Annotated in this window: 22 protein-coding genes and 1 tRNA gene; 19 read left to right on the top strand and 4 right to left on the bottom strand. The window is 43.2% G+C overall.

Translation table 11 applies throughout. From position 1 onward, the window contains the following. The first annotated feature begins 69 nt into the window (after nt 1–69). The 4 genes from ACEZ3G_RS04475 (at nt 70) to ACEZ3G_RS04460 (ending at nt 2,291) form a co-directional block, all read left to right on the top strand. Nucleotides 70–501: a hypothetical protein gene (locus tag ACEZ3G_RS04475; RefSeq protein ID WP_432424244.1), complete on the top strand. Its 432-nt coding sequence runs from the start codon at nt 70–72 to the stop codon at nt 499–501. 104 nt (nt 502–605) lie between these two features. Then, nucleotides 606–1,043 carry an Hsp20/alpha crystallin family protein gene (locus tag ACEZ3G_RS04470; protein WP_432424243.1) on the top strand — a complete coding sequence of 146 codons (438 nt, stop codon included), beginning with the start codon at nt 606–608 and terminating at the stop codon, nt 1,041–1,043. A 136-nt stretch (nt 1,044–1,179) separates the two neighbouring features. Continuing rightward, a complete protein-coding gene (locus tag ACEZ3G_RS04465) occupies nt 1,180–1,623 on the top strand; it encodes a hypothetical protein (protein WP_432424242.1) in 444 nt (147 codons plus the stop codon). 11 nt (nt 1,624–1,634) lie between these two features. Next, nucleotides 1,635–2,291, top strand: a complete 657-nt coding sequence (locus ACEZ3G_RS04460) for a hypothetical protein (RefSeq protein WP_432424241.1) — start codon at nt 1,635–1,637, stop codon at nt 2,289–2,291. Nucleotides 2,292–2,431: 140 nt separating this feature from the next. Here the strand turns inward: ACEZ3G_RS04460 and ACEZ3G_RS04455 are convergent. Then, nucleotides 2,432–2,512 (bottom strand) — tRNA-Leu (locus tag ACEZ3G_RS04455). Nucleotides 2,513–2,663: 151 nt separating this feature from the next. Between ACEZ3G_RS04455 and ACEZ3G_RS04450 the strand changes: the two genes are divergently transcribed. The 3 genes from ACEZ3G_RS04450 (at nt 2,664) to pth (ending at nt 5,027) form a co-directional block, all read left to right on the top strand. Beyond that, nucleotides 2,664–3,605: a ribose-phosphate pyrophosphokinase gene (locus tag ACEZ3G_RS04450; protein ID WP_432424240.1), complete on the top strand. Its 942-nt coding sequence runs from the start codon at nt 2,664–2,666 to the stop codon at nt 3,603–3,605. 45 nt (nt 3,606–3,650) lie between these two features. Continuing rightward, nucleotides 3,651–4,310, top strand: a complete 660-nt coding sequence (locus ACEZ3G_RS04445) for a 50S ribosomal protein L25/general stress protein Ctc (protein ID WP_432424239.1) — start codon at nt 3,651–3,653, stop codon at nt 4,308–4,310. 87 nt (nt 4,311–4,397) lie between these two features. Continuing rightward, on the top strand, nt 4,398–5,027 hold the full coding sequence (pth, locus tag ACEZ3G_RS04440) for an aminoacyl-tRNA hydrolase (protein ID WP_432424238.1): 630 nt from the start codon (nt 4,398–4,400) through the stop codon (nt 5,025–5,027). Nucleotides 5,028–5,034: 7 nt separating this feature from the next. On the opposite strand, the gene ACEZ3G_RS04435 is transcribed toward pth, so the two are convergent. Both ACEZ3G_RS04435 and ACEZ3G_RS04430 read right to left on the bottom strand, forming a co-directional pair. Beyond that, entirely contained in the window at nt 5,035–5,715 is a 681-nt protein-coding gene (locus ACEZ3G_RS04435; protein ID WP_432424237.1) for a hypothetical protein, read from the bottom strand. Continuing rightward, on the bottom strand, nt 5,712–9,479 hold the full coding sequence (locus ACEZ3G_RS04430; protein ID WP_432424236.1) for a reprolysin-like metallopeptidase: 3,768 nt from the start codon (nt 9,477–9,479) through the stop codon (nt 5,712–5,714). Before ACEZ3G_RS04430 ends, ACEZ3G_RS04435 begins: the two co-directional genes overlap by 4 nt. 53 nt (nt 9,480–9,532) lie before the next feature. On the opposite strand from ACEZ3G_RS04430, the gene ACEZ3G_RS04425 reads away from it, so the two are divergent. Together ACEZ3G_RS04425 and ACEZ3G_RS04420 are read left to right on the top strand one after the other, a co-directional pair. Further along, entirely contained in the window at nt 9,533–10,462 is a 930-nt protein-coding gene (locus ACEZ3G_RS04425; RefSeq protein WP_432424235.1) for a bifunctional riboflavin kinase/FAD synthetase, read from the top strand. Further along, nucleotides 10,462–11,778, top strand: coding sequence for an HTTM domain-containing protein (locus ACEZ3G_RS04420; protein WP_432424234.1), 1,317 nt, complete (start codon nt 10,462–10,464; stop codon nt 11,776–11,778). The genes ACEZ3G_RS04425 and ACEZ3G_RS04420 overlap by 1 nt, the downstream gene beginning before the upstream one ends. A gap of 4 nt (nt 11,779–11,782) precedes the next feature. On the opposite strand, the gene ACEZ3G_RS04415 is transcribed toward ACEZ3G_RS04420, so the two are convergent. Continuing rightward, the gene (locus tag ACEZ3G_RS04415) at nt 11,783–12,163 is read right to left on the bottom strand and encodes a VOC family protein (protein ID WP_432424233.1); all 381 of its coding nucleotides are present in this window, start codon (nt 12,161–12,163) and stop codon (nt 11,783–11,785) included. 86 nt (nt 12,164–12,249) lie between these two features. Here ACEZ3G_RS04415 and serS point away from each other — a divergent pair, with 86 nt between their 5' ends. From serS to ACEZ3G_RS04365, 10 genes are all read left to right on the top strand, one after another. After that, nucleotides 12,250–13,521, top strand: a complete 1,272-nt coding sequence (serS, locus tag ACEZ3G_RS04410) for a serine--tRNA ligase (protein WP_432424232.1) — start codon at nt 12,250–12,252, stop codon at nt 13,519–13,521. Nucleotides 13,522–13,567: 46 nt separating this feature from the next. Continuing rightward, nucleotides 13,568–15,355 (top strand): tetratricopeptide repeat protein, encoded by a 1,788-nt coding sequence (locus ACEZ3G_RS04405; protein ID WP_432424231.1) that lies wholly within the window; start codon nt 13,568–13,570, stop codon nt 15,353–15,355. 101 nt (nt 15,356–15,456) lie between these two features. After that, complete coding sequence (locus ACEZ3G_RS04400) at nt 15,457–15,768, top strand: DUF4286 family protein (RefSeq protein ID WP_432424230.1); 312 nt, start codon at nt 15,457–15,459, stop codon at nt 15,766–15,768. Next, a complete protein-coding gene (locus tag ACEZ3G_RS04395; RefSeq protein WP_432424229.1) occupies nt 15,769–16,077 on the top strand; it encodes a gamma-glutamylcyclotransferase family protein in 309 nt (102 codons plus the stop codon). Nucleotides 16,078–16,085: 8 nt separating this feature from the next. After that, the gene (rsmA, locus tag ACEZ3G_RS04390; RefSeq protein WP_432424228.1) at nt 16,086–16,955 is read left to right on the top strand and encodes a 16S rRNA (adenine(1518)-N(6)/adenine(1519)-N(6))-dimethyltransferase RsmA; all 870 of its coding nucleotides are present in this window, start codon (nt 16,086–16,088) and stop codon (nt 16,953–16,955) included. After that, on the top strand, nt 16,942–18,294 hold the full coding sequence (gene mgtE / locus ACEZ3G_RS04385) for a magnesium transporter (RefSeq protein WP_432424227.1): 1,353 nt from the start codon (nt 16,942–16,944) through the stop codon (nt 18,292–18,294). Before rsmA ends, mgtE begins: the two co-directional genes overlap by 14 nt. A gap of 24 nt (nt 18,295–18,318) precedes the next feature. Continuing rightward, nucleotides 18,319–18,684: a cupin domain-containing protein gene (locus tag ACEZ3G_RS04380; RefSeq protein ID WP_432424226.1), complete on the top strand. Its 366-nt coding sequence runs from the start codon at nt 18,319–18,321 to the stop codon at nt 18,682–18,684. 6 nt (nt 18,685–18,690) lie between these two features. Then, complete coding sequence (locus tag ACEZ3G_RS04375) at nt 18,691–19,629, top strand: 2-hydroxyacid dehydrogenase (protein WP_432424225.1); 939 nt, start codon at nt 18,691–18,693, stop codon at nt 19,627–19,629. Nucleotides 19,630–19,637: 8 nt separating this feature from the next. After that, nucleotides 19,638–20,048: a response regulator transcription factor gene (locus tag ACEZ3G_RS04370; protein ID WP_432424224.1), complete on the top strand. Its 411-nt coding sequence runs from the start codon at nt 19,638–19,640 to the stop codon at nt 20,046–20,048. A gap of 84 nt (nt 20,049–20,132) precedes the next feature. After that, on the top strand, nt 20,133–20,636 hold the full coding sequence (locus ACEZ3G_RS04365; protein WP_432424223.1) for a DUF4199 domain-containing protein: 504 nt from the start codon (nt 20,133–20,135) through the stop codon (nt 20,634–20,636). The last annotated feature ends 2 nt before the right edge of the window (nt 20,637–20,638 follow it).

Below are 20,638 nucleotides of genomic sequence, written 5' to 3'. Positions count from 1 at the left end.
GGGTTATACTGACCAGAATCATTTCACAAACTTTAAGGGCAATGTATATTTATAAGAAATGCCATTGCCATGAACGAGACCGTACCCTTTACTGATACCGAACAGGCTAGAAAAATAGATGAACTTCTTAGAAATACCCGACATTGGAAATCGACCCTAGAACTTGTTAGAGACGAAATTCTGTTCATTGATCGTTTGTTGAATTCTTATGCCTTTGAACCCGATACACCTAATCTGTTCGAAAGATTGCAAGACTATAAACAGCGGTTGAAAATCGCAAAAAGCAAAAAAACCGAAGTGACCTGGCAAATTTCGGAACATGAAAACAATTTGGGCGGAATGATGGAGTGCAAGAACGAAACCTGCGACCTCGTTTTTTATGAAAAGCACAATATACTCAGAGCGAAAGTCGTAGAATATGTAGAGGGGTTCCAAAACCTAAAAGGAGAAATTTTCAATTATGCAGGGGGCATATTAAAAAAAAGAAAGCCCGGGGCTTAAAAAAATAAAAGGGCCAAACCTGACCAAAATCATTTCAGATCCTTATATATCGTTATAAATTGAGCCTAAATGTAAATAAGGTTTAACTCCTAAAATCGAACACTATGTCACTTGTAAAATTTAACAACAGATGGCCATGGAATTACGGCCTTACCGATTTTTTCGAACGCAACGCCAATTTCGACGGCGATTTCTTCAACCTTGAGAAATCCTTGCCGGCTATGAACATTAAAGAGCACGAAGATGATTTTGAAATCGAACTGGCTTCGCCAGGGTTTGACAAAAAAGATTTCGAGATTACTTTAAAGGATGACATTCTAGAGGTGGCGGCCGAAAAGAAAGCCGAAAAAAAGGAAAACGATGATGACTATACCCGAAAAGAATTCAACTATCGCTCTTTCAGGCGTGCACTACAACTACCCAAAACGGTAGACGATTCGCAAGAGGTTAGGGCCACTTACGAAAACGGCATCCTTAAACTGCAGCTTATGAAAAAAGAAGCAGGTGAACGAAAGGCCAAAAGAAAAATCGAAGTTGCTTGACCCAACAAACCGATGTCGGTTGTTTTCTTCTTTTTCGTGATCGGCACTTTTTTTTGATTAAAGAAGTTGCTATTGCTCATTGTGGATACACGTGTTGATTGCCGTACTTATAAATGACAAAAAATATCAGGAAATCATGGAAATTAAAAAACAAAAATACCGCTATATAGAATGGCTAAGTGCCGAAGAAATGCATGGGGCCAGTAAAAAATGGATGTCTGAATTGAGTTTCATCAAAGATGAACAACTCTTTCTAAACGACTTGGTAAAATCATATACGTTACAACTAATAGATAGTGAGGTATTCAATAAAAGCCAAAAGATTATTGACAGAATATCAAAGGCGGAAAGCGAGGTCATTACGTTGATGAAGAGAGTACAGTCGCACGAAAACCTGCTCGAAATAATGGTCAACGACGTCGATGAGCTTAAAATGGAAAAGGCCTATTTGGAGACACATTGGGAACTGACCGACAAGATAGAACGCTATATGGTCGACTACAGAAATTTGAAGGTCGCCCTTTTCAAAGTGATAAGCCGATTGATGAAGAAAGATAAACAAAAAAGATTGCTGAACTAAATAGCGATATCATGAAAAAATTACACGTTTTACCAATCCTGATCTTAATGGGTTGTTCTTCGGCCGAACTTGTCGAGAACTGGAAAAATCCTGATATCGTTATTTTTGACGCCTCTAAAGTTTTGTTGGTCGGAATGACACAAAACGAGAATGCGCGAATCGATTTCGAAACTCGGTTAAAAGCCGAATTCGATGAAAGAGATATAGAATCGATGCGTAGCATCGATCTTTTCGACGTACGATTTACCAATTCGAAACGAACCGAAAAAGAACTAGACGATGTGGAACGCAGCCTTCTCGATAAGGATTTTGACGCGATTCTGCTTACCAAGATCGTCGGTTCGGAGAGTCGGCAGTCTTTTCGCAAGACCATGGCGGGTCTGAACAACTATAATGACGGATTCAAGGAAGATTATAGGCGGCATCAAGACATCTATTATGATCAAGAATACTATGAACGATATACCGTTTACCATGCGGAGACATCGCTTTATTGTATTTGTGAAGGTAAGGATCGTTCATTGATCTGGCGTGGTAGTATCGATATAATGGACCCCGACGATATCGAAAAAACGGTGGAAGATTATGTAAAACTGGTCGTTGTGGCCATGGAGGAACAAGATTTGATATTTCATAAGAACATCGATGTTGAAGATGTCGATATATAACTGTGGCGAAATATTTAATCTTGGCGCGAATTGAAGTCGAAAAATACTGAATCTCTACTTTTATAGAATCTCTTTAATTTAAGATTGAAAGAAAATTAAAATACAAAACCTCATTAGTTAAGGCTAATGAGGTTTTTTTGTACTCGAGGTGGGAATCGAACCCACACTCCAAAGGAACTGGATTTTGAATCCAGCGCGTCTACCAGTTCCGCCACTCGAGCAAAACCAAAATGGGATTGCAAAACTAAAAAATATTTTCTTTTCACCATCGAAAATAACCACATTATTCCTTTAGCAACACAAATTAATTTATAAATTTGCACCTCCCTGGCAAAAAGGGTTTGCAATAAACTAGAGAACAACAGGTTAACCATGTCTTATACCGTACCAGAACCAAAAATTTTCGCCTGTACGCAAAGTACGGTACTGGCAGAAAAAATAGCCGAAGCGTACGGTACCGAGTTGGGCAAAGTTATCTTCTCGAAATATAGCGATGGTGAATTTCAGCCATCTTTCGAAGAATCGGTGCGAGGCGCGAGGGTCTTTATAATCGGTTCCACAAATCCGAGTTCAGAAAACCTCATGGAAATGTTGTTGATGCTTGATGCGGCCAAACGTGCTTCGGCAAGACATATAGCCGCTGTGATCCCATATTTCGGTTGGGCGCGACAAGACCGTAAGGATAAACCAAGGGTTCCAATTGCGGCCAAATTGGTGGCAAAAATGTTAGAGGCGGCCGGGGCAACGCGAATCATTACCATGGATCTGCATGCGGATCAAATACAAGGGTTTTTTGAAAAGCCTGTTGACCATCTTTTTGCCTCTACCCTGTTTCTTCCATACCTGAAGAAACTCAATCTCGAAAACCTGACGATCGCATCGCCTGATATGGGCGGTTCAAAAAGGGCGTATGCCTATTCAAAGGCATTGGAGTCCGATGTGGTGATCTGTTATAAGCAGCGGGCGAAGGCCAACGTTATTTCTCACATGGAACTCATCGGTGATGTCAATGGAAAGAATGTGGTTCTTGTCGACGACATGGTCGATACTGCCGGTACTTTGACAAAGGCTGCCGACCTGATGATGGAAAGGGGTGCATTGAGTGTCAGGGCGATCACAACACATGGCTTGCTTTCGGGCCAAGCATATGAAAGAATTCAGAAATCGAAATTATTGGAGTTGATCATAACCGATTCGATTCCTTCTAAAAAAGATAGTGACAAGGTAAAAGTATTGAGCTGTGCCCCTTTATTCGCAGATGTGATGCACCGGGTACACCACAATACTTCGATAGCTTCTAAATTCTTGATGTAGTAGTCGAACCTGTATAAAAAAGAGTATTAATTTTTAAACCATATAATGAAGTCAATTACAATTAAAGGATCAGAAAGAGAAAGCGTGGGCAAGAAGGCAACGAAGGCCCTACGTAATGCTGGAAAGGTTCCTTGCGTGATATACGGAGGGGAAGAGCCACTACACTTTTCAGCGGACGAACTGGCGTTCAAAAACTTAGTGTACACCCCAAACGCTCACACGGTAGCGATTGACTTGGAAGGTGGTACCAAGGTAGATGCGGTAATGCAGGACATTCAGTTCCACCCGGTAACGGATAATATTTTACACGTCGACTTTTATCAATTGTTCGCCGACAAACCGATAACCATGAACATACCGGTACGCCTACAGGGCAATTCTCCCGGAGTGCGCAACGGTGGGCGGTTGTTGTTCAGAAAACGAAAACTTGCCATTAAGGCGTTACCTGACAAACTACCCGATTTCTTTGATGTCGATATATCCAAGTTGAGGATTGGCGATAATATCTCCGTGGAATCGTTGTTGAACGACGATTTCACCATTCTACACCCTGAAAATACCGTCGTCGTGCAGGTGAAGACGGCGCGTACCGCTGTTGTGGTCGATGAGGATGAAGATGAAGAAGAATTGGAAGAAGGAGCGGCGGCCGATGGTGCCGAGGCCCCTGCAGCTGAATCCGCCGAAGGAGAGGAAAGCAAGGAATAACCTTCCCAAGATAATAGAAAAGCATCCTGTTTCGCAATTTAGCGCATTCAGGATGCTTTTGTATTTTTAGGAAATCTGAATTCAAGTATGCTCGAATTTTTGAAATCTCTTTTTTTTGGAAACAGAACCATTGGGGAAGAAATCGATCCTATGAAAAAATATTTGGTCGTAGGCCTTGGAAATATTGGAAATGAGTATGTCGAAACCCGCCATAATATCGGGTTCAAGATATTGGATGCGCTTGGCGATAAAGAAGGTTTCAATTTTGAACCGGGTCGATTGGGCGATATAGGAAGTTTTAAAGTCAAGGGTAGAACCGTCATTTGCCTAAAACCGTCAACGTATATGAACCTCAGCGGAAAAGCGGTAAAGTATTGGTTGGACAAAGAGAAAGTTCCACTGGAAAATCTTCTCGTGATCACAGACGATATCAACCTTCCTTTTGGCACCATTAGATTAAAGACCAAAGGAAGCGATGGCGGCCATAACGGACTTAAAAGTGTTCAATGCTTGCTTCAAACGACAGTATACAACCGTTTCCGATTCGGGGTGGGTTCCGATTTTGCAAAAGGAAGACAGGTCGATCATGTACTTGGGGAATGGAATGCCGAGGAGAAATCGGTTCTCCAGGAGCGTTTTAAAAAATCAATTGAATTGATAGAATCATTCGTTCTGTCAGGGGTAAAAAATACCATGAACGACTTCAATAATACGTAGTGTTCGATTACAATGCCTTAAAGCTGAAAACTCCTGAATCCGCTGTATTACCCTCTTGGTCCTTGGCCACAATCTTCCAATAGTAAACCGTATTTGTGACTACGGTAGCCTTATAGCCAGTGATATTCTGACTGGTGGTAGTAACTATAGTCTGCGGAGGGTTCTCGGTTGAGAAATGTACATCGTAACCGATAATATCATTATCCAGATCGGCACCCTGCCAGTCAAGTGTAATTTCATTATTGATGTCTTTAAAGACAGACTCGGCCGATTTAGGCGACAAAATTTCAGGAGGAAAGGGCGCGTGGCTCGTTTCGAATCCTGCATTATAAAAATGCCAAGTTTCGCTCGCAGTGGCTTGGGTAACCTCTGAGTTTCTTGCATTTACGAACCACGAGAAAGGAACCCCCTTTTCTAACGGTAGTTCGGCACTTAGCCCATGGGTGCTGATGGTCTGCGCTATGTTCGTCTTGCGGTTCGTCACCCTTAGTTCATAGGTTTCAGCATAATTAGCGGCCATCCATTGAAATTTTACCCGACTCGTTGTCTCGTTCAAGCTTACACCGGTGGTACATTCCGAATTGCTCTGCGGAAAAACCAATTGAGCGCTCTCAGGCGGCTTCGGCGGATCCTTCTTTTTACAACCAATAAGAAGTAGTCCTATCAAAAAGACTGAAAAAATCCTCATTGCTTTATCACTTTAGTGGCCATTTTTATTTCGGGCCCTTCGAATTTAACATAATACATACCTGAAGGCAATCCTTGAAAGTTCAGGGCCGTTTCAGTATCGTTATTTTGGTAAACTGTGCTTTTCACCAATCGGCCATCGGCGGTAAAAATGCTAACTTTTATATTTTTGAGACCTGAACGCACAAAGATATTCGTGTATTCTGTAAACGGGTTCGGGTAGATCAACGGCCTGCTTGAAATGAAAAACTCTTCTTCATAGATGCCTTGGCATACTTGGGCCGTGGAGACCTTCAATTTATTATATCCGTCTTTCAGGCCCAGGGTTATTTCTTTTGCCTGGGTCTGAATCGATTCCCCGTTCAGTTCAATATAGAAGATTTCTGCACCTTCAAGAGTTAAAGTAATCTGTTCGCTTTTCAGATCGGTTTTAGAGCTTACACCTATCGGCTGAGGTTCGGTTATGATGACCTCAAAGCAGTTCGGTTCATATTGCTTGGCACCTTCGGTACCGGTGATACAGACATTATACGTTCCTGCCGACAAGTTCGAGGTGGAAAACGAACTTGTAAAATCATCGGACAGATCTGTACCCGGACCTGTTATCGTTATGGCATAATCAACAGGTAGTGTCGCCGAAATATCAATTGCGCCATCATTCTGGTTTCGACACGATTCGCTTGTAAGTTCCACGGAGAAATTATTTGATGGAAACCTAAATATCTCGCAACCTTCCGAATTTACCTCGGCTCCTTCAGGAGTTCCAAGACAAATATCATCACCATCATCGAAAACCCCATCCTTATCTGCATCAGGTCTGAACTCACCTTCGACGCAAACTTCAAGGGAAAAATCAACCAGTGCTCCGCCATCAGAGGCCGCGGTATCTTCAATCTTTAATATCCACTCCCCTAAAATCGATTCGCCTTTGAAAACGTTTAACGACCCCAATGGTTTTACCGTTCCGCTTATCGCAGGGTCGCCTCCACATACAAAACTCTCGCCACTATCATCAAAGGTGGCGTTGATGTTCTTTAATTCCCCACATGAACTTGATATTAGAACAACGGTCGTACCTGCAGGCGAAGTCAGACTGACGACCAAATCAGACAAAAAAGTATGTTCAATTTCGAGATTCACGTTAACATCCGACAAGATCAGGTCTTCAAAAAAGGCGACCTTTGAGGTAATGGTCGGGGTACCAGCGGCAGGTATTTCAAGTGGTAGGCCATCGGGCGATATACTTTCACAACTGAAACTAATGGTCGTAAAGCTAAAGGCGGCTCCGAAAGATCCTTCACCACAGGCGTTTTTTGGTCGCACCCTCCAATAGTAGGTAGTTTCATGTTGAAGGTTGTTGGGCAGATAAGTGCTGGTGATAACATTGTTTTGATCAATGATGTTCGTAAATGCAGCGTCTGTGGCGATTTGAACATCGTACGAGGTATAGGCGGGATCGCCCTGCCATTCTAAACCGAGGGTGGTCGATGAATCTTGAAGGCCATCGATGGGAGAAATCAGGGTTATATCGGTGAAATCGGTATCGTAGATGTTCAAGTCTAGCTCAACCTGTTGCGTTTTGGTGGCGCTCGTGGCCAGAACCCTAATTATATAATTACCCTCCGCAAGGTTCTGCGTATCTGAAATTGTCATTTCTACGGGAGTATCGGTATCGATGGCCGTTTCGGGCGAAAAAGTAATATTCAATCCAGGAGGGGTTGAAACAACGCCAAATGTGGCCTCTTCATTGAAGCCTAGATAAGTCTGGTAGTTAAATGGAACGACAAGATTGTCGGGTTGGCAGACCCCATATTCCAATTCTGAAAAGTTCAACACGATTTCTGAAGCCTCGATGGTAAAATCACTTTCATTGACCGCATAGAAGATATTGTCACTGGCCTTGACCATAATTCTTGCCTGAGTGGTTGCCACACCAGGAAAGACAACTCGATGACTTCCATCATTGGGGGTGTTCTGGGCCAAAACAGTCGGAAAGGTCAATCCGCCATCAGTTGATAGAAAAATATCGACAAGAGTGGCACTTACAGGTGCCCTTTCGGTGTTCGCAACATCCCAAATTATGTCTTGCGTCGTACCGGCCGAAAGAACTTCATTTTCGGCTTGCGATAGCACTTTGAACGGTCCGGCACCGTTTACAACGGACACTTTGACAAGATCGTGGTCCACTTGGCCTCCGCCCAAGGCATTATCTCGAACCGTGAAGGCAAAATTAAAATCACGTTCTACATCCGAAACGGTTTCCCAGGCCGAATTGATCGATGGAGTTGTCTGGGTAAGCTCACCTTGAAGCACACTGTTCAGATTAGGGAAATATCTTATGGGCGAATCACTTGGTTTTTGGGAGCGAAAGTTGGCCCCGACGGGATTGGTAGGCCCAAAAGTTGCCTGGGTAACCACTCCATTGTCGATCTGCTCCCAAGTATAAGTAAGAACATCATCCACATTGGCATCGGTTGCAGATCCTTCGAGTACGAAAGCCGTAGACTTCGGAATGACAAAGTCACCAATATCGGAGGCCTCTGGCGAAACATTTACAAGGTTTTCACTCATACCACAACCATGTGTTTCGAGATAATCCGAAATCTGTACAATACTGTAGTAATGAAAATAATCATCACCGCTAGGTGCGACATTGTTTACTCCGGTAATGCCCGCATAACCCATAATGGTGGTTCCGCTACCGGGTTCTGCCTGAACAACGGTGCCTTCCGATTCGAACGACCATGTATGATTGGCACCGAATTGATGGCCCATTTCGTGCGACACATAGTCAATGTCAAAAATATCGCCCTCCGGGTTCACTCCAGAAGAGTAGGCACTTCCTTTTTTATTGTCGCTGCACACCGAACCCACAAAACCAGCATTTCCATCATTGCTTCCCTTATGGAATAAATGCCCTATATCATAATTCGCCGGCCCAATCTCTTCTGTTAACGTGTTTTGTATCTCGGTATTTAAATTTCCCCCGAAAGGATCGGTTGCAGCATCGGTATAGATGATATCTTGATTGTTCGCGACCAACTCGAGCGATATGCCCAGATCCGTCTCGTAAACCTGATTTATGCGCGTCACCGTAGCATTGATCGCAGCCATGGCATCAACTATGGATCCGCCATGGTATTCGGTGTACTCACCTGACGCCGCGACCGCAAGTCGAAATTTTCTGAGCGCTCTATCGACCGCCGGTTTTGATGCCAAAGACCCAATCGTCTTTTCGATCAAGGATTCGGTTTTGCATACAAAAGCACTTTCTAAAGTATTATTTTCACGTTTATATACCGCATATTTATTATTTCCGACCTTCTGTAAAAACACAGCGCCCTTGTCGTCGGTATTGACCATCATGGCCTGTATGCCTTTATGGGACACACTGAAACGGATCTTTGAACCGTCATTTTCGAGTCCGCGACCCACATAAGATTTGATTTCCGGGAATTTTGCGGCCAATTCAGGACTCATTACGGGAGCTTCAATCACATCGAACGCCATTAGTTCGCCTTCACCATTTGGAAAGTAGACGATTTTAGACCTTTTTTTGGTCGATGATATCGATTTCAATTCATTCTTAAAAAGGGGTTCCTCAAATGTAAAAACGATTCCCCTTTTGATGTCAAAACGTTCTGAGAACCCTTTTTCGAAACTTGCATGGCTATTTTCTATTTTCCAATAGCTATGTTGTGAATACCCGTAAAAGGAAAAAAATACTATGGTAATTGTAAAAACAAGACGTAGTTTTGTAGCCATTAAGGGGTTTTTAGCCAGAATCAAATATAACCCTTTTTTATTATCCTGATTACGTGCTAACAGTCCAAAGCATAACCAAATTCGACGAACAGCATTCCACCGTGCTCACTATAGGCACATTTGACGGAGTACATGTTGGGCACCGTGAAATTTTGCGCCGTTTGACCAAGAGTGCTGCAGCACTTGGGTTGAAATCCACAGTTCTTACCTTTTTTCCCCACCCACGAATGGTGTTGCAAAAAGATTCTGATATCAAACTACTGAACACTATAAACGAAAAAGCCAATATTCTGGGCCAGTTGGGTATCGATTGCCTTATAGTCCACCCGTTTACCATAGAATTTTCAAGATTGACGGCGACCCAATTTGTTCGCGATAATCTGGTAAACAAGCTGGGTATGAAGAAAATCATCATTGGCTACGACCACCGGTTTGGTAGAAATAGAACCGCGAACATTAACGACCTAAGGGCTTTTGGCAGCACTTTGGGTTTTGAAGTGGAGGAAATATCGGCCCAAGAAATCGACGATGTTTCGGTTAGTTCCACAAAAATTAGAAAAGCCTTGGAAAATGGTGATGTTTTGGTCGCCAATCAATATTTGGGATATGCCTATATGCTGACCGGAACGATTATCAAGGGCAGGGGGCTCGGCAGACAGATAGGTTTTCCAACGGCTAATTTACATATTCCCGAGACCTATAAGTTGATACCCAAGAACGGGGTATATGCTGTTGAAGCACTTTTGAACGGAAAACGGGTTCACGGTATGATGAACATCGGTTTCAACCCCACTGTCGCAGATGATGAACAAAGAAGCATAGAGGTCAATTTTTTCGATTTCGAGGCAGATCTTTACGGGCAAGAAATTCAGGTCAATGTTTTGCATCGCCTCAGAAACGAAACTAAATTCGAATCGGTCGAAGCACTACGTCAACAGTTGATGAAAGACAAAGAAAACGCAATCGCTTTAATCTCAAAGTGATGTTGAGACAGTTGCTTTTTACCAAGATCGACAACGCTCCCCTATTGATTTTTAGAATGTTCTTCGGAGTACTCGTCGCACTTGAATGCTATGGTGCGATAATGACCGGATGGATAAGGCGTACACTGGTAGAGCCCGAATTTACCTTTACCTTTATCGGTTTTGAATGGTTACAGCCGCTACCCGGTTGGGGTATGTATTTCTATTTTTTCGTAATGGGTACTTTGGGTATCTGCATTGCTTTTGGCTATAAATATCGTTTCAGCATTATCGCCTTTACCGTACTATGGACAGGTGTATACCTTATGCAGAAATCATCGTACAACAACCATTATTATCTCTTGATCTTGATTTCGTTGTTCATGTGTTTTTTTCCTGCCCACCGGGCATATTCCAGCGATGCGAAAAAGCTACCTAGGTTGAAGCGAAACTATATGTTCAGTTACGTCAAATGGATCATCGTACTTCAGTTGTTCATCGTATATACATTCGCATCGATAGCAAAGCTGTATGGCGACTGGCTCGACTTCGGTATCATAGAGATCCTGATGTTGAACAAGGCCGATTACCCTCTGATAGGGCCGCTTTTGCAGGAAACTTGGGTACACAAGATAATCGGTACATTTGGTATTCTCTTTGATCTTCTGATCGTTCCCGCACTCCTTTGGAAGCCGACCCGTAAAATCGCCTTCATCACTTCTATCTTTTTTCATTTGTTCAATTCGATAGTCTTTCAAATAGGTATATTCCCGTATCTCTCCTTGGCCTTTACGGTGTTCTTTTTTGAACCCGAAACCATAAGAAAGATTTTCTTGAAGAAGAAAGAAGCCTATATATCGAACGAGGTTAAGATTCCGCCCTATAAGAACATGGCGATCTTGTTGGGCGCGAGCTATTTTCTGATCCAGTTCATATTACCGATAAGGCACCATTTTATTGAAGACGATGTATTATGGACGGAAGAGGGCCATCGTTTGAGCTGGCGAATGATGTTGAGAAGTAGAAGCGGTGTGACCGAGTTCACGGTCACGGATTCCGAAACCGGCGAAACCTACAATATCGACCTAGATGCCTATGTCACAAAAAAGCAAAAGCGCAGACTTCAGGCCTATCCTGATTTTATTTGGCAGTTCGCCCAAAAGTTAAAAAAAGATTATGCCGAAAAGGGCAAGAATATAGCGGTTCATGTAAAATCAAAGATAAGTATCAATGGCAGGCCCTATGAACAATTTATCGATCCAGAAGTCGATTTGGCCAATACCCCCTGGAGTTATGTTCGCCATAATGAATGGATTTTACCCTCAAAATTGGATTAGCGACTCAAAACTTGACCGTTCGTTGACATAATTGCAAGGGCATGCCCCAGGGATCTCGAAGCATCACCAAATGGCTGCCGTCCTCTTTTTTGACTTCCTCAAAAAACGAAGCACCTTGTTTTTCTAAGCGAACCCTATCTTCTTGTGCATTTTCAGAAATAAAGGCCACATGAAATGTGAGCGGGTGTTGGTTTGCAAAATCCGTTATAGACTCATCGGGCCTGTGGTATAATTCCATGATAACGCGATCGGAAGAATCGGCCAAAAATGTCATGAAAGGAGGTTCATTTTCTCGGACCGCAACTTTTAGTCCCAGATTTTCGATGTACCATGCAACGACTTGGTCAACATTCATTACGTTGAGTGCAAAATGTTCAAAGATCATAAGAGGTTTTTTGTCTACGTGAAGGATAAATATAAGCCTTAAATCATCGGATTACCTTAAATTTGCCCTTCATATAACAAATACCAATGTTACAGTTACAGGTCATTCGTGATAATAAGGATGAAATCATCAAGGCGCTGGGAAAGCGGAACATTGATGCGGCCCCATTGTTGGACAATGTATTGAGGCTTGATGAAAAAAGGCGTTCGACCCAGGCACGTCTTGATACCGTTTTAGCGGAAAGCAACAAATTGTCAAAAGAAATAGGCGGATTGTTCAAAAGCGGAAAAAAAGACGAAGCGAACATTTTAAAGGAAAAAACGGGTGCCCTAAAGGAAGAATCGAAGCAATTGGGGGAAACGTTGAACACCACGGCCGAAGACCTGCAAAATGTGTTGTACCAAATACCGAATGTGCCCCACGAACTTGTGCCATCGGGAAACACGGAAGAAGACAATGAGGAGGTTTTTAGGGAAGGCGACATACCTACCTTGAATACCGATGCACTGCCACATTGGGAACTGGCCAAAAAATTTGATCTTATCGATTTTGAACTGGGTGTAAAAATTACCGGGGCGGGTTTTCCTGTCTACAAGGGCAAAGGTGCACGTTTACAGCGCGCCCTGATCGCTTATTTTTTGGATAGGAATACTGAGGCCGGATATACCGAGATGCAGGTACCGCATTTGGTGAACGAAGCTTCAGGCTTTGGTACCGGGCAGTTGCCCGATAAGGAAGGCCAAATGTACCATATCGGCGAAGACAATCTCTATCTGATTCCGACGGCCGAAGTACCCGTCACCAATTTGTTGCGCGACGAAATTTTGAACGAAAAAGATTTTCCGATCTGTTATACCGGTTACACACCTTGCTTTCGACGCGAGGCCGGAAGTTATGGGGCCCATGTACGCGGACTCAACCGTCTGCACCAGTTCGACAAGGTCGAGATCGTTCGTGTCGAACATCCGTCAAACTCATATAAGGCCCTTGACGGTATGGTTGAACATGTGAAAAACATACTCCGCGAACTTGAACTTCCCTATAGAATTCTAAGACTTTGCGGGGGCGACCTCGGTTTTACCTCGGCCTTGACCTATGACTTCGAAGTTTTTTCCACCGCTCAGGACCGTTGGTTGGAAATAAGCTCGGTTTCCAATTTCGAGACCTATCAGGCCAATCGCTTAAAATTGCGCTACAAAGACAAAAATGGAAAAAGCCAATTGGCCCATACGCTCAATGGTAGCTCTTTGGCACTTCCAAGAGTATTGGCGGGCATTTTGGAAAATTACCAGACGGCCGACGGTATAAAGATTCCAAAGGTTTTGGTGCCCTATTGCGGATTCGATGTGATCGATTAAGACCACCTTAACACCAAAATCTTCTATTCTACGTTATCTTTGGACAATGCGGTTCATTGTACTTTTTATTTCGTACCTCGTACTTCTATCGTCCACTTTGGCCCAAGATGATTTCTTGGCAAAACAATATTTCAATGATGGTGAGTTTGAAAAGGCTGCCGTCTTCTATGAAAAATTGGTCGAAAAAGACCCAAGGCGTACCGATTATGCCGAGGGGCTGGTTGCCTGCTATCAACAATTGGAGCGCTATTTGGACGCCGAGAATTTCTTAATGGATAGAATACGGACAGGTAATCCATATCCGACGTTGCTCGTTGAACTGGGGTATAATTATACTTTACAGGATACCCCAGGTAAGGCCAATGAATTTTATGATAAGGCACTTTCCAAAATTGAAGAGAATCCGAATTTTGGTTACGGGCTTGGCTTTAAATTTCAAAAATATGCCCTTCTCGATTATGCGCTAAAAGCCTTTAAGCGTTCTATGGAATTAAATCCGGAGTTGGATTATAATTATCAGATTGCCAGAATTTATGGTGAACAGGGCGATATCTCAAGAATGTACGAGGCATACCTAAAACTTATCGTAGATGGCAAAGTCTCAAAATCGAATATTCTCAGAAGTATCGATGATTTTATTTCGTCAGACCCTGAAAACGAGAACAATGTCAAGCTAAAACGTATTTTACTGCAGAACGCACAGCGGAACCCGAACATATTATGGAACGACATTCTCAGTTGGCTTTTTGTGCAACAGAAGCAATATGAAAGTGCATTTCGACAAGAAAAGGCCATTTTCAAACGTACAGATGGCAATTCTGTTCAAAGGCTGGAAGGGCTGGCCGATTTGGCCTTAAAAGAGAACGAGGTGCTGGCGGCGACCGAAATCTATGAATTCATCGTTGAAAATGGCAAAGATGAGGTTGCCAAGCTCAACGCCCAATTGAATTTGATCGATATCGACTTGATGGATTTCGATGCGGCTTCTCTGGACAAAATAGAGAAAAAGTATGAAGATTTGGTCCAGATCCATGGGTACAAGAGCCGTACATTGCAATTGCAAGTGGCCTATGCCAATTTTTTGACCTTTAAAAAAGATACGCCCGAACCCGCAATAGAGATTTTGAAGAATAGTATGGAACTGCCCTTAAACCAAAGAGGGTTGGCCTATATTAAAATGGCCTTGGGCGACATCTTGGTATACGATAAAAAATTCAATGAGGCATTGATCTATTTTTCACAGATACAGAAAAAATTGAAAAATGATGTACTTGGCCAGAATGCGCGCTATAAAGTGGCGCAGACCAGTTTTTACAAAGGCGACTTCGATTGGGCGTTGACCCAGTTGAAAGTATTGAGAAGTTCGACCTCTCAATTGATCGCCAACGACGCCATGCAATTGAGCCTATTGATTTCTGACAATTCGTTGGAAGATTCCACACAGACGGCCTTAAAAAAATACGCCCGTGCAGACTTATTGGCCTACCAAAATAAAACAAAGGAAGCCATCGATGAGCTAGAGGTTATTTTGCAGAATCACAAGGGCGAAAAAATCGAGGACGAGACCTTGTTGAAGCAGGGCGAACTGCTGGAAAGTACTAAGGACTATGAGGCCGCCCTGTTCAATTATCAAAAAATAACGGAATTCTACGGTAACGGCATTTTGGCCGACGATGCCCATTTTGCCATGGCCGAACTTTATCGCAAGGTGTTGGGCGAACCCGAAAAGGCCAAAACGCATTATGAAAAAATAATCTATAATTATCAGGATAGTTATTATTTTCCACAAGCGCGTAAGAATTTCAGGATACTCAGGGGAGATTCCATTAATTAAAGACAGACCCAAGTTCAAGAACAAATTCAAAAATGGATTCTAAAATCGTATTTGAACCTGTTGTTTGCATTTGAGTTCGAAATTGAATTTAAACCTTAAAAATGTACATATACAACGTAACTACCAACATAGAGGAATCAGTCCATGATGAATGGCTGAAATGGATGCAAGAAATCCATATACCCGATGTTTTGGCAACGGGAAAATTTCTCGGTGCAAAAATGAGTAAAGTACTGGTTGAGGAAGAAATGGGCGGAATAACCTATTCGGTACAGTTCACCACGGTAGACAAGGAAACCTTGGGCAAATATTATAGTGAAGATGCACCAAGACTTCGTGAAGATGCGCAACGTCTTTTCGCTGGTAAATTTGTTTCGTTCCGTACAGAACTTGAAATCATTAGCGAGCATTAAATGGAGTACCTTTTCTCTTACGGTACGCTACAGGAACATGACGTGCAAAATGTACTTTTTCAAAAAACCTTATCGGGTTGTCCTGATGAGGTAACGGGGTTTGTCCTATCACCAAATAAGGCATACGGAATCTACCCGGCTCTTTTGAAGACCAAAGATTCGTCGCATCGTATATCAGGAATGGTATATGAGGTTACCGAAACCGATTTGGCGAATGCGGATGACTATGAGGGAGATTTTTATAAAAGAATTAGGGTCGGATTAAAATCGGGTAAAAAAGCTTGGTTGTATGTTGCTAAACACCTTTAACTTTGGGTATGGCAAAAAAACGAAAACGAGCCAGCGGCAATTTTTCAAGTGAGGGTTCTGAAAAGTGGGCAAAGCAACCCGTAAGGGCCAAAAAACACCTTGGCCAGCACTTTTTGAAAGATGAGTCAATTGCACGACAGATCTCTGAAACCCTTTCGTTAAAAGACTTTAAGAGCGTCATCGAAATCGGCCCGGGCACGGGTGTCTTGACCAAATACCTATTGCAGAGAAACATTGACCTTGTGGCCATGGATCTCGACTCCGAGTCCGTTGCTTACCTCGAAAACAATTTTCTGCTGGAACATCCTGAAGCCGTAAAGTCGAATGGCAGTTTTAAGATCGTTGAAGCCGACTTTCTAAAATATGACTTGAAAACGCTTTTTGGTAATGCCCAATTCGCCATTACCGGCAACTTTCCCTATAATATCTCTACCCAGATCGTTTTTAAGATGTTGGAATTCAAAGGCCGGATACCCGAATTTTCAGGTATGTTCCAAAAAGAAGTGGCCCAACGCATCTGCGCCGCATCGGGAAACAAGACTTACGGCATTCTTTCGGTTTTGGTCCAAACATTTTACGATGCCGAGTATTTGTTCACTGTACCGCCTACCGTTTTTGATCCTCCCCCTAAAGTGGAATCGGGTGTTATCCATTTGGTCAGAAAGGAAAATTTTACATTGCACTGTGACGAAAACCTGTTCTTCAAAGTTGTCAAAACCGCGTTCAACCAACGCCGAAAGACCCTTCGCAACAGCCTAAAAACATTCGGGCTATCACAAAATCTCAAAGAAGATGCTATCTTTGCCCTTCGCCCAGAACAATTGCCAGTGTCAGATTTTATCGACCTTGCGAAGAAAATAGCAAATGACACCCTTTAAACTCACAGACGAGCTTTTGGCTGAAATCGAACAGCTGATCGAAAACCAGAGCGACGCCAGTTTGGTGACGCTCATGGATGAGGTGCATTTTGCCGATGTCGCCGAGATTATCGATGAGCTGAATACCGAAAAGGCGACCTATCTGATAAAGTTACTCGATAGTGACAAGACTTCCGACGTGCTTACCGAGGTCGATGAAGATGTTCGTGAAGCCATCTTGGCCAACTTGTCCTCCAAGGAGATTGCCGGGGAACTTGCAGAATTGGACACGGATGATGCAGCAGACATTGTCGCCGAGTTGCCCAAGGAAATCGTTCAAGAGGTTATCTCGGAAATCGAGGATAAGGAACACGCCAAGGATATTGTTGATCTTTTACGTTACGATGAGAACTCCGCAGGCGGACTTATGGCCAAAGAGTTGGTCAAGGTCAACGAAAATTGGGATGTTCTTAAATGCGTGAAAGAAATGCGTGTCCAGGCCGAAGATGTTACAAGGGTTCATTCCATTTATGTAGTGGACAATGATGATAGGCTGAAAGGGAGACTTTCATTAAAAGACCTTTTGACGACCTCGACGAAAACCCATATCAGTGAGGTTTATATACCGAAGGTCGATTCGGTCAATGTGAACGAGAAGCCTGAAGAGGTGGCCAAGATTATGAGCAAGTACGACTTAGAGGCAATTCCTGTAGTCGATGAAATTGGCAGGCTTGTCGGCCGAATTACGATAGACGACATCGTCGACGTCATTCGTGAGGAAGCCGACAGGGACTATCAAATGGCAGCGGGTATTTCACAAGGTGTCGAGGCCGATGATAGTATTTGGGACCTTACCCGAGCTCGTCTTCCTTGGCTTATTCTAGGGCTATTCGGAGGGGCCGCGGCAGCTGTTATCATGGGCGGGTTTGAAGAAATGTTCAGAAAGTACACGGTACTCTTTCTGTTCACCCCGCTGATTGCCGCCATGGCGGGTAATGTTGGCGTGCAATCAAGTGCGATTATCGTGCAAGGGTTGGCGAACGATGATATAAAGGGCAGTATTGGCGATCGCTTGATCAAAGAAATGCTGTTGGCACTTTTGAATGGCCTTATTTTGGCAGCGCTTCTTTTGCTATTCACGTGGATTTGGAAGGGCAGCTTCATGACCGCTTTGGCCATATCGATTTCGTTGATCGCCGTAATTGTCGTAGCGGGATTTATAGGCACTTTTACCCCGCTCTTTCTTCATAAAAGAGGCATTGACCCCGCCATTGCCACAGGACCCTTTATTACCACCAGCAATGATATCTTTGGCATTCTTATCTACTTCTTGATCGCAAAGTTGATTTTGGGAATTTAATCCAATTCACCTATTAACGAGCCTATGAAACCGATAAACATTAAAGAAAAACACGCAGCGTTTACAAAGCAATGGCATCCGCATCAAATAGCGGTCGTTGATAATATGCACGTGCTCTTGGCCAAGATAAAGGGCGAGTTCGTTTGGCACGCCCATGAAAACGAGGACGAATTGTTCCAGGTCGTAAAGGGCACATTGTACATGCAATTTCGTGACCGGACGGAGGTCGTAAAGGAAGGGGAGTTAATCGTGGTTCCTAAAGGGGTGGAGCATAACCCCATGACCAAAGACGGCGAGGAAGTACATCTATTGCTTTTCGAAAAACAGGATACCGCCCATACGGGCAACATACAACACGAAGTGACACAAACCCATTATCCGAAAATATAGCTGTGAATGAAGATTTTGCATGTCGACATCAACCATCCGTTGATCATTGAGGAATTCGATTCCTTGGGATTTGAAAATTATGAAGACTACGAATCCTCAAAAAAGGAAATCGAAGAAAAAATCCATGAATATGACGGACTCATCATCCGCAGTCGCTTTTCGATAGATCAACCTTTTTTGGAAAAGGCCTCCAATTTAAAATTTATAGGACGCCTCGGTGCGGGGCTTGAGAACATAGATGTGGGGTACGCCAAATCGCGAGGTATTTTTTTGGCCGCAGCCCCTGAGGGAAATCGCAATGCGGTAGGTGAACATACGTTGGGCATGTTGCTCGCTTTGTTGAACAAATTGAACAAGGCCGATAGGGAAGTCCGTTCGGGAAAATGGGACCGCGAAGGCAATCGAGGGTTTGAACTTGATGGCAAGACCGTGGGAATCATCGGTTATGGGAACATGGGCAAGGCTTTCGCCAAAAAACTTGGAGGTTTCGATGTCGAGGTTATCTGTTATGATATCGTGGGTGGTGTCGAAGATGAAAATGCGCGGCAAGTCGGTATTATGGAACTGCACCAAAAGACCGATGTGCTGAGCTTGCACGTGCCGCAAACCGAGCTTACCATGGGCATGGTCGATGAAGGATTTTTACAGAAATTCCATAAACCGATATGGCTTTTGAATACGGCGAGGGGCAAATGTGTCGTTACCAAAGACTTGGTGAAATTCCTGAAATCGGGCAAGGTCCTCGGTGCAGGCTTGGACGTGCTCGAGTATGAGAAATCATCGTTTGAAAACATGTTTGCCGACAATGAACTTCCCGAAGCCTTTAAATACCTCATCTGCGCGGAAAACGTAATACTATCCCCACATGTTGCAGGCTGGACCATGGAAAGTCTGGAAAAGCTGGCACGGACCATAGTTGAAAAAGTCAAATCGGAATTTTGCTAAATTTAGTCATGAAAAAGACGGTTTTTGTCTTTGCCGCTTTGGTAATCGCATTACTTTGCCTGTTCAAACTAAGCAAGTATGCCCATGCCTCAGGTGATGCTTCGGTAGAATTGATCATTACCGTAATCGCCATTGTGTTTTTTCTCATCGGCATTTTTCTTAACAAGAACAGTCTTTCCAAGGATGCTTCCCAACCAAAAAATATAGATTCCAAGAAAATCAGGGAATTTGGCCTGAGCAAACGTGAGCTTGAAGTTTTGAACGGTATAGCCTCAGGGCTGTCTAATAAGGAAATAGGCGAAAAACTCTTCCTCTCGGAAAGTACGATCAAGACCCATGTGTCAAATCTATTCGTAAAGCTTGATGCCAAACGAAGGACGCAGGCCATTCAAAAGGCCAAGGAAATGCGGTTAATTTGACCGAAATTGTCATTTCGGTACTTTAGTATGAGCTTAATTTTCGGGAGCTCGGTTATTTTTATCCATCTCATCAAATACATTAAAATGAAAAAGACAATTCTGCGCTACGGAGGTTTTGGCGTTATCACCATCTGTGCATTATCGGTTATTATATGGTCTCTTATTGATATTGTTGACAACACGCTCGGTGAAATCATCGGCTATTCGTCGATGGTCGTTTCATTGCTCTTCGTGTACTTTGGTATAAAACATTTTCGCGATAAGGAAAATAGTGGTGCGGTTAGTTTTGCACAGGCCCTTTTGGTGGGTATTTTTATCAGTCTTATGGCATCCCTGGCTTTCGGCCTCTTGGATGTTATCTATGTTAAGTTCGTTAATCCTGATTTTATGACGGATTATTATGATGGAATGCTTGAGCAGGCCCGTTCCTTACCTGCAGCGGAGTTTGAAATCCGAAAAGAAGAACTGGCATCGGAAAAGGAAATGTTCTCGAATCCGCTGGCCCATTTTTTCATAATGTCGATGATGGTTTTTGTCATAGGTTTTATAATTTCATTGCTTTCGGCATTGATTTTACAACGCAAATAGAA

The sequence above is a fragment of the Meishania litoralis genome (assembly GCF_042611095.1).
GTDB classification, from domain to species: Bacteria; Bacteroidota; Bacteroidia; order Flavobacteriales; family Flavobacteriaceae; genus Meishania; species Meishania litoralis.
This window is presented reverse-complemented; position numbering and strand designations above follow the sequence as displayed.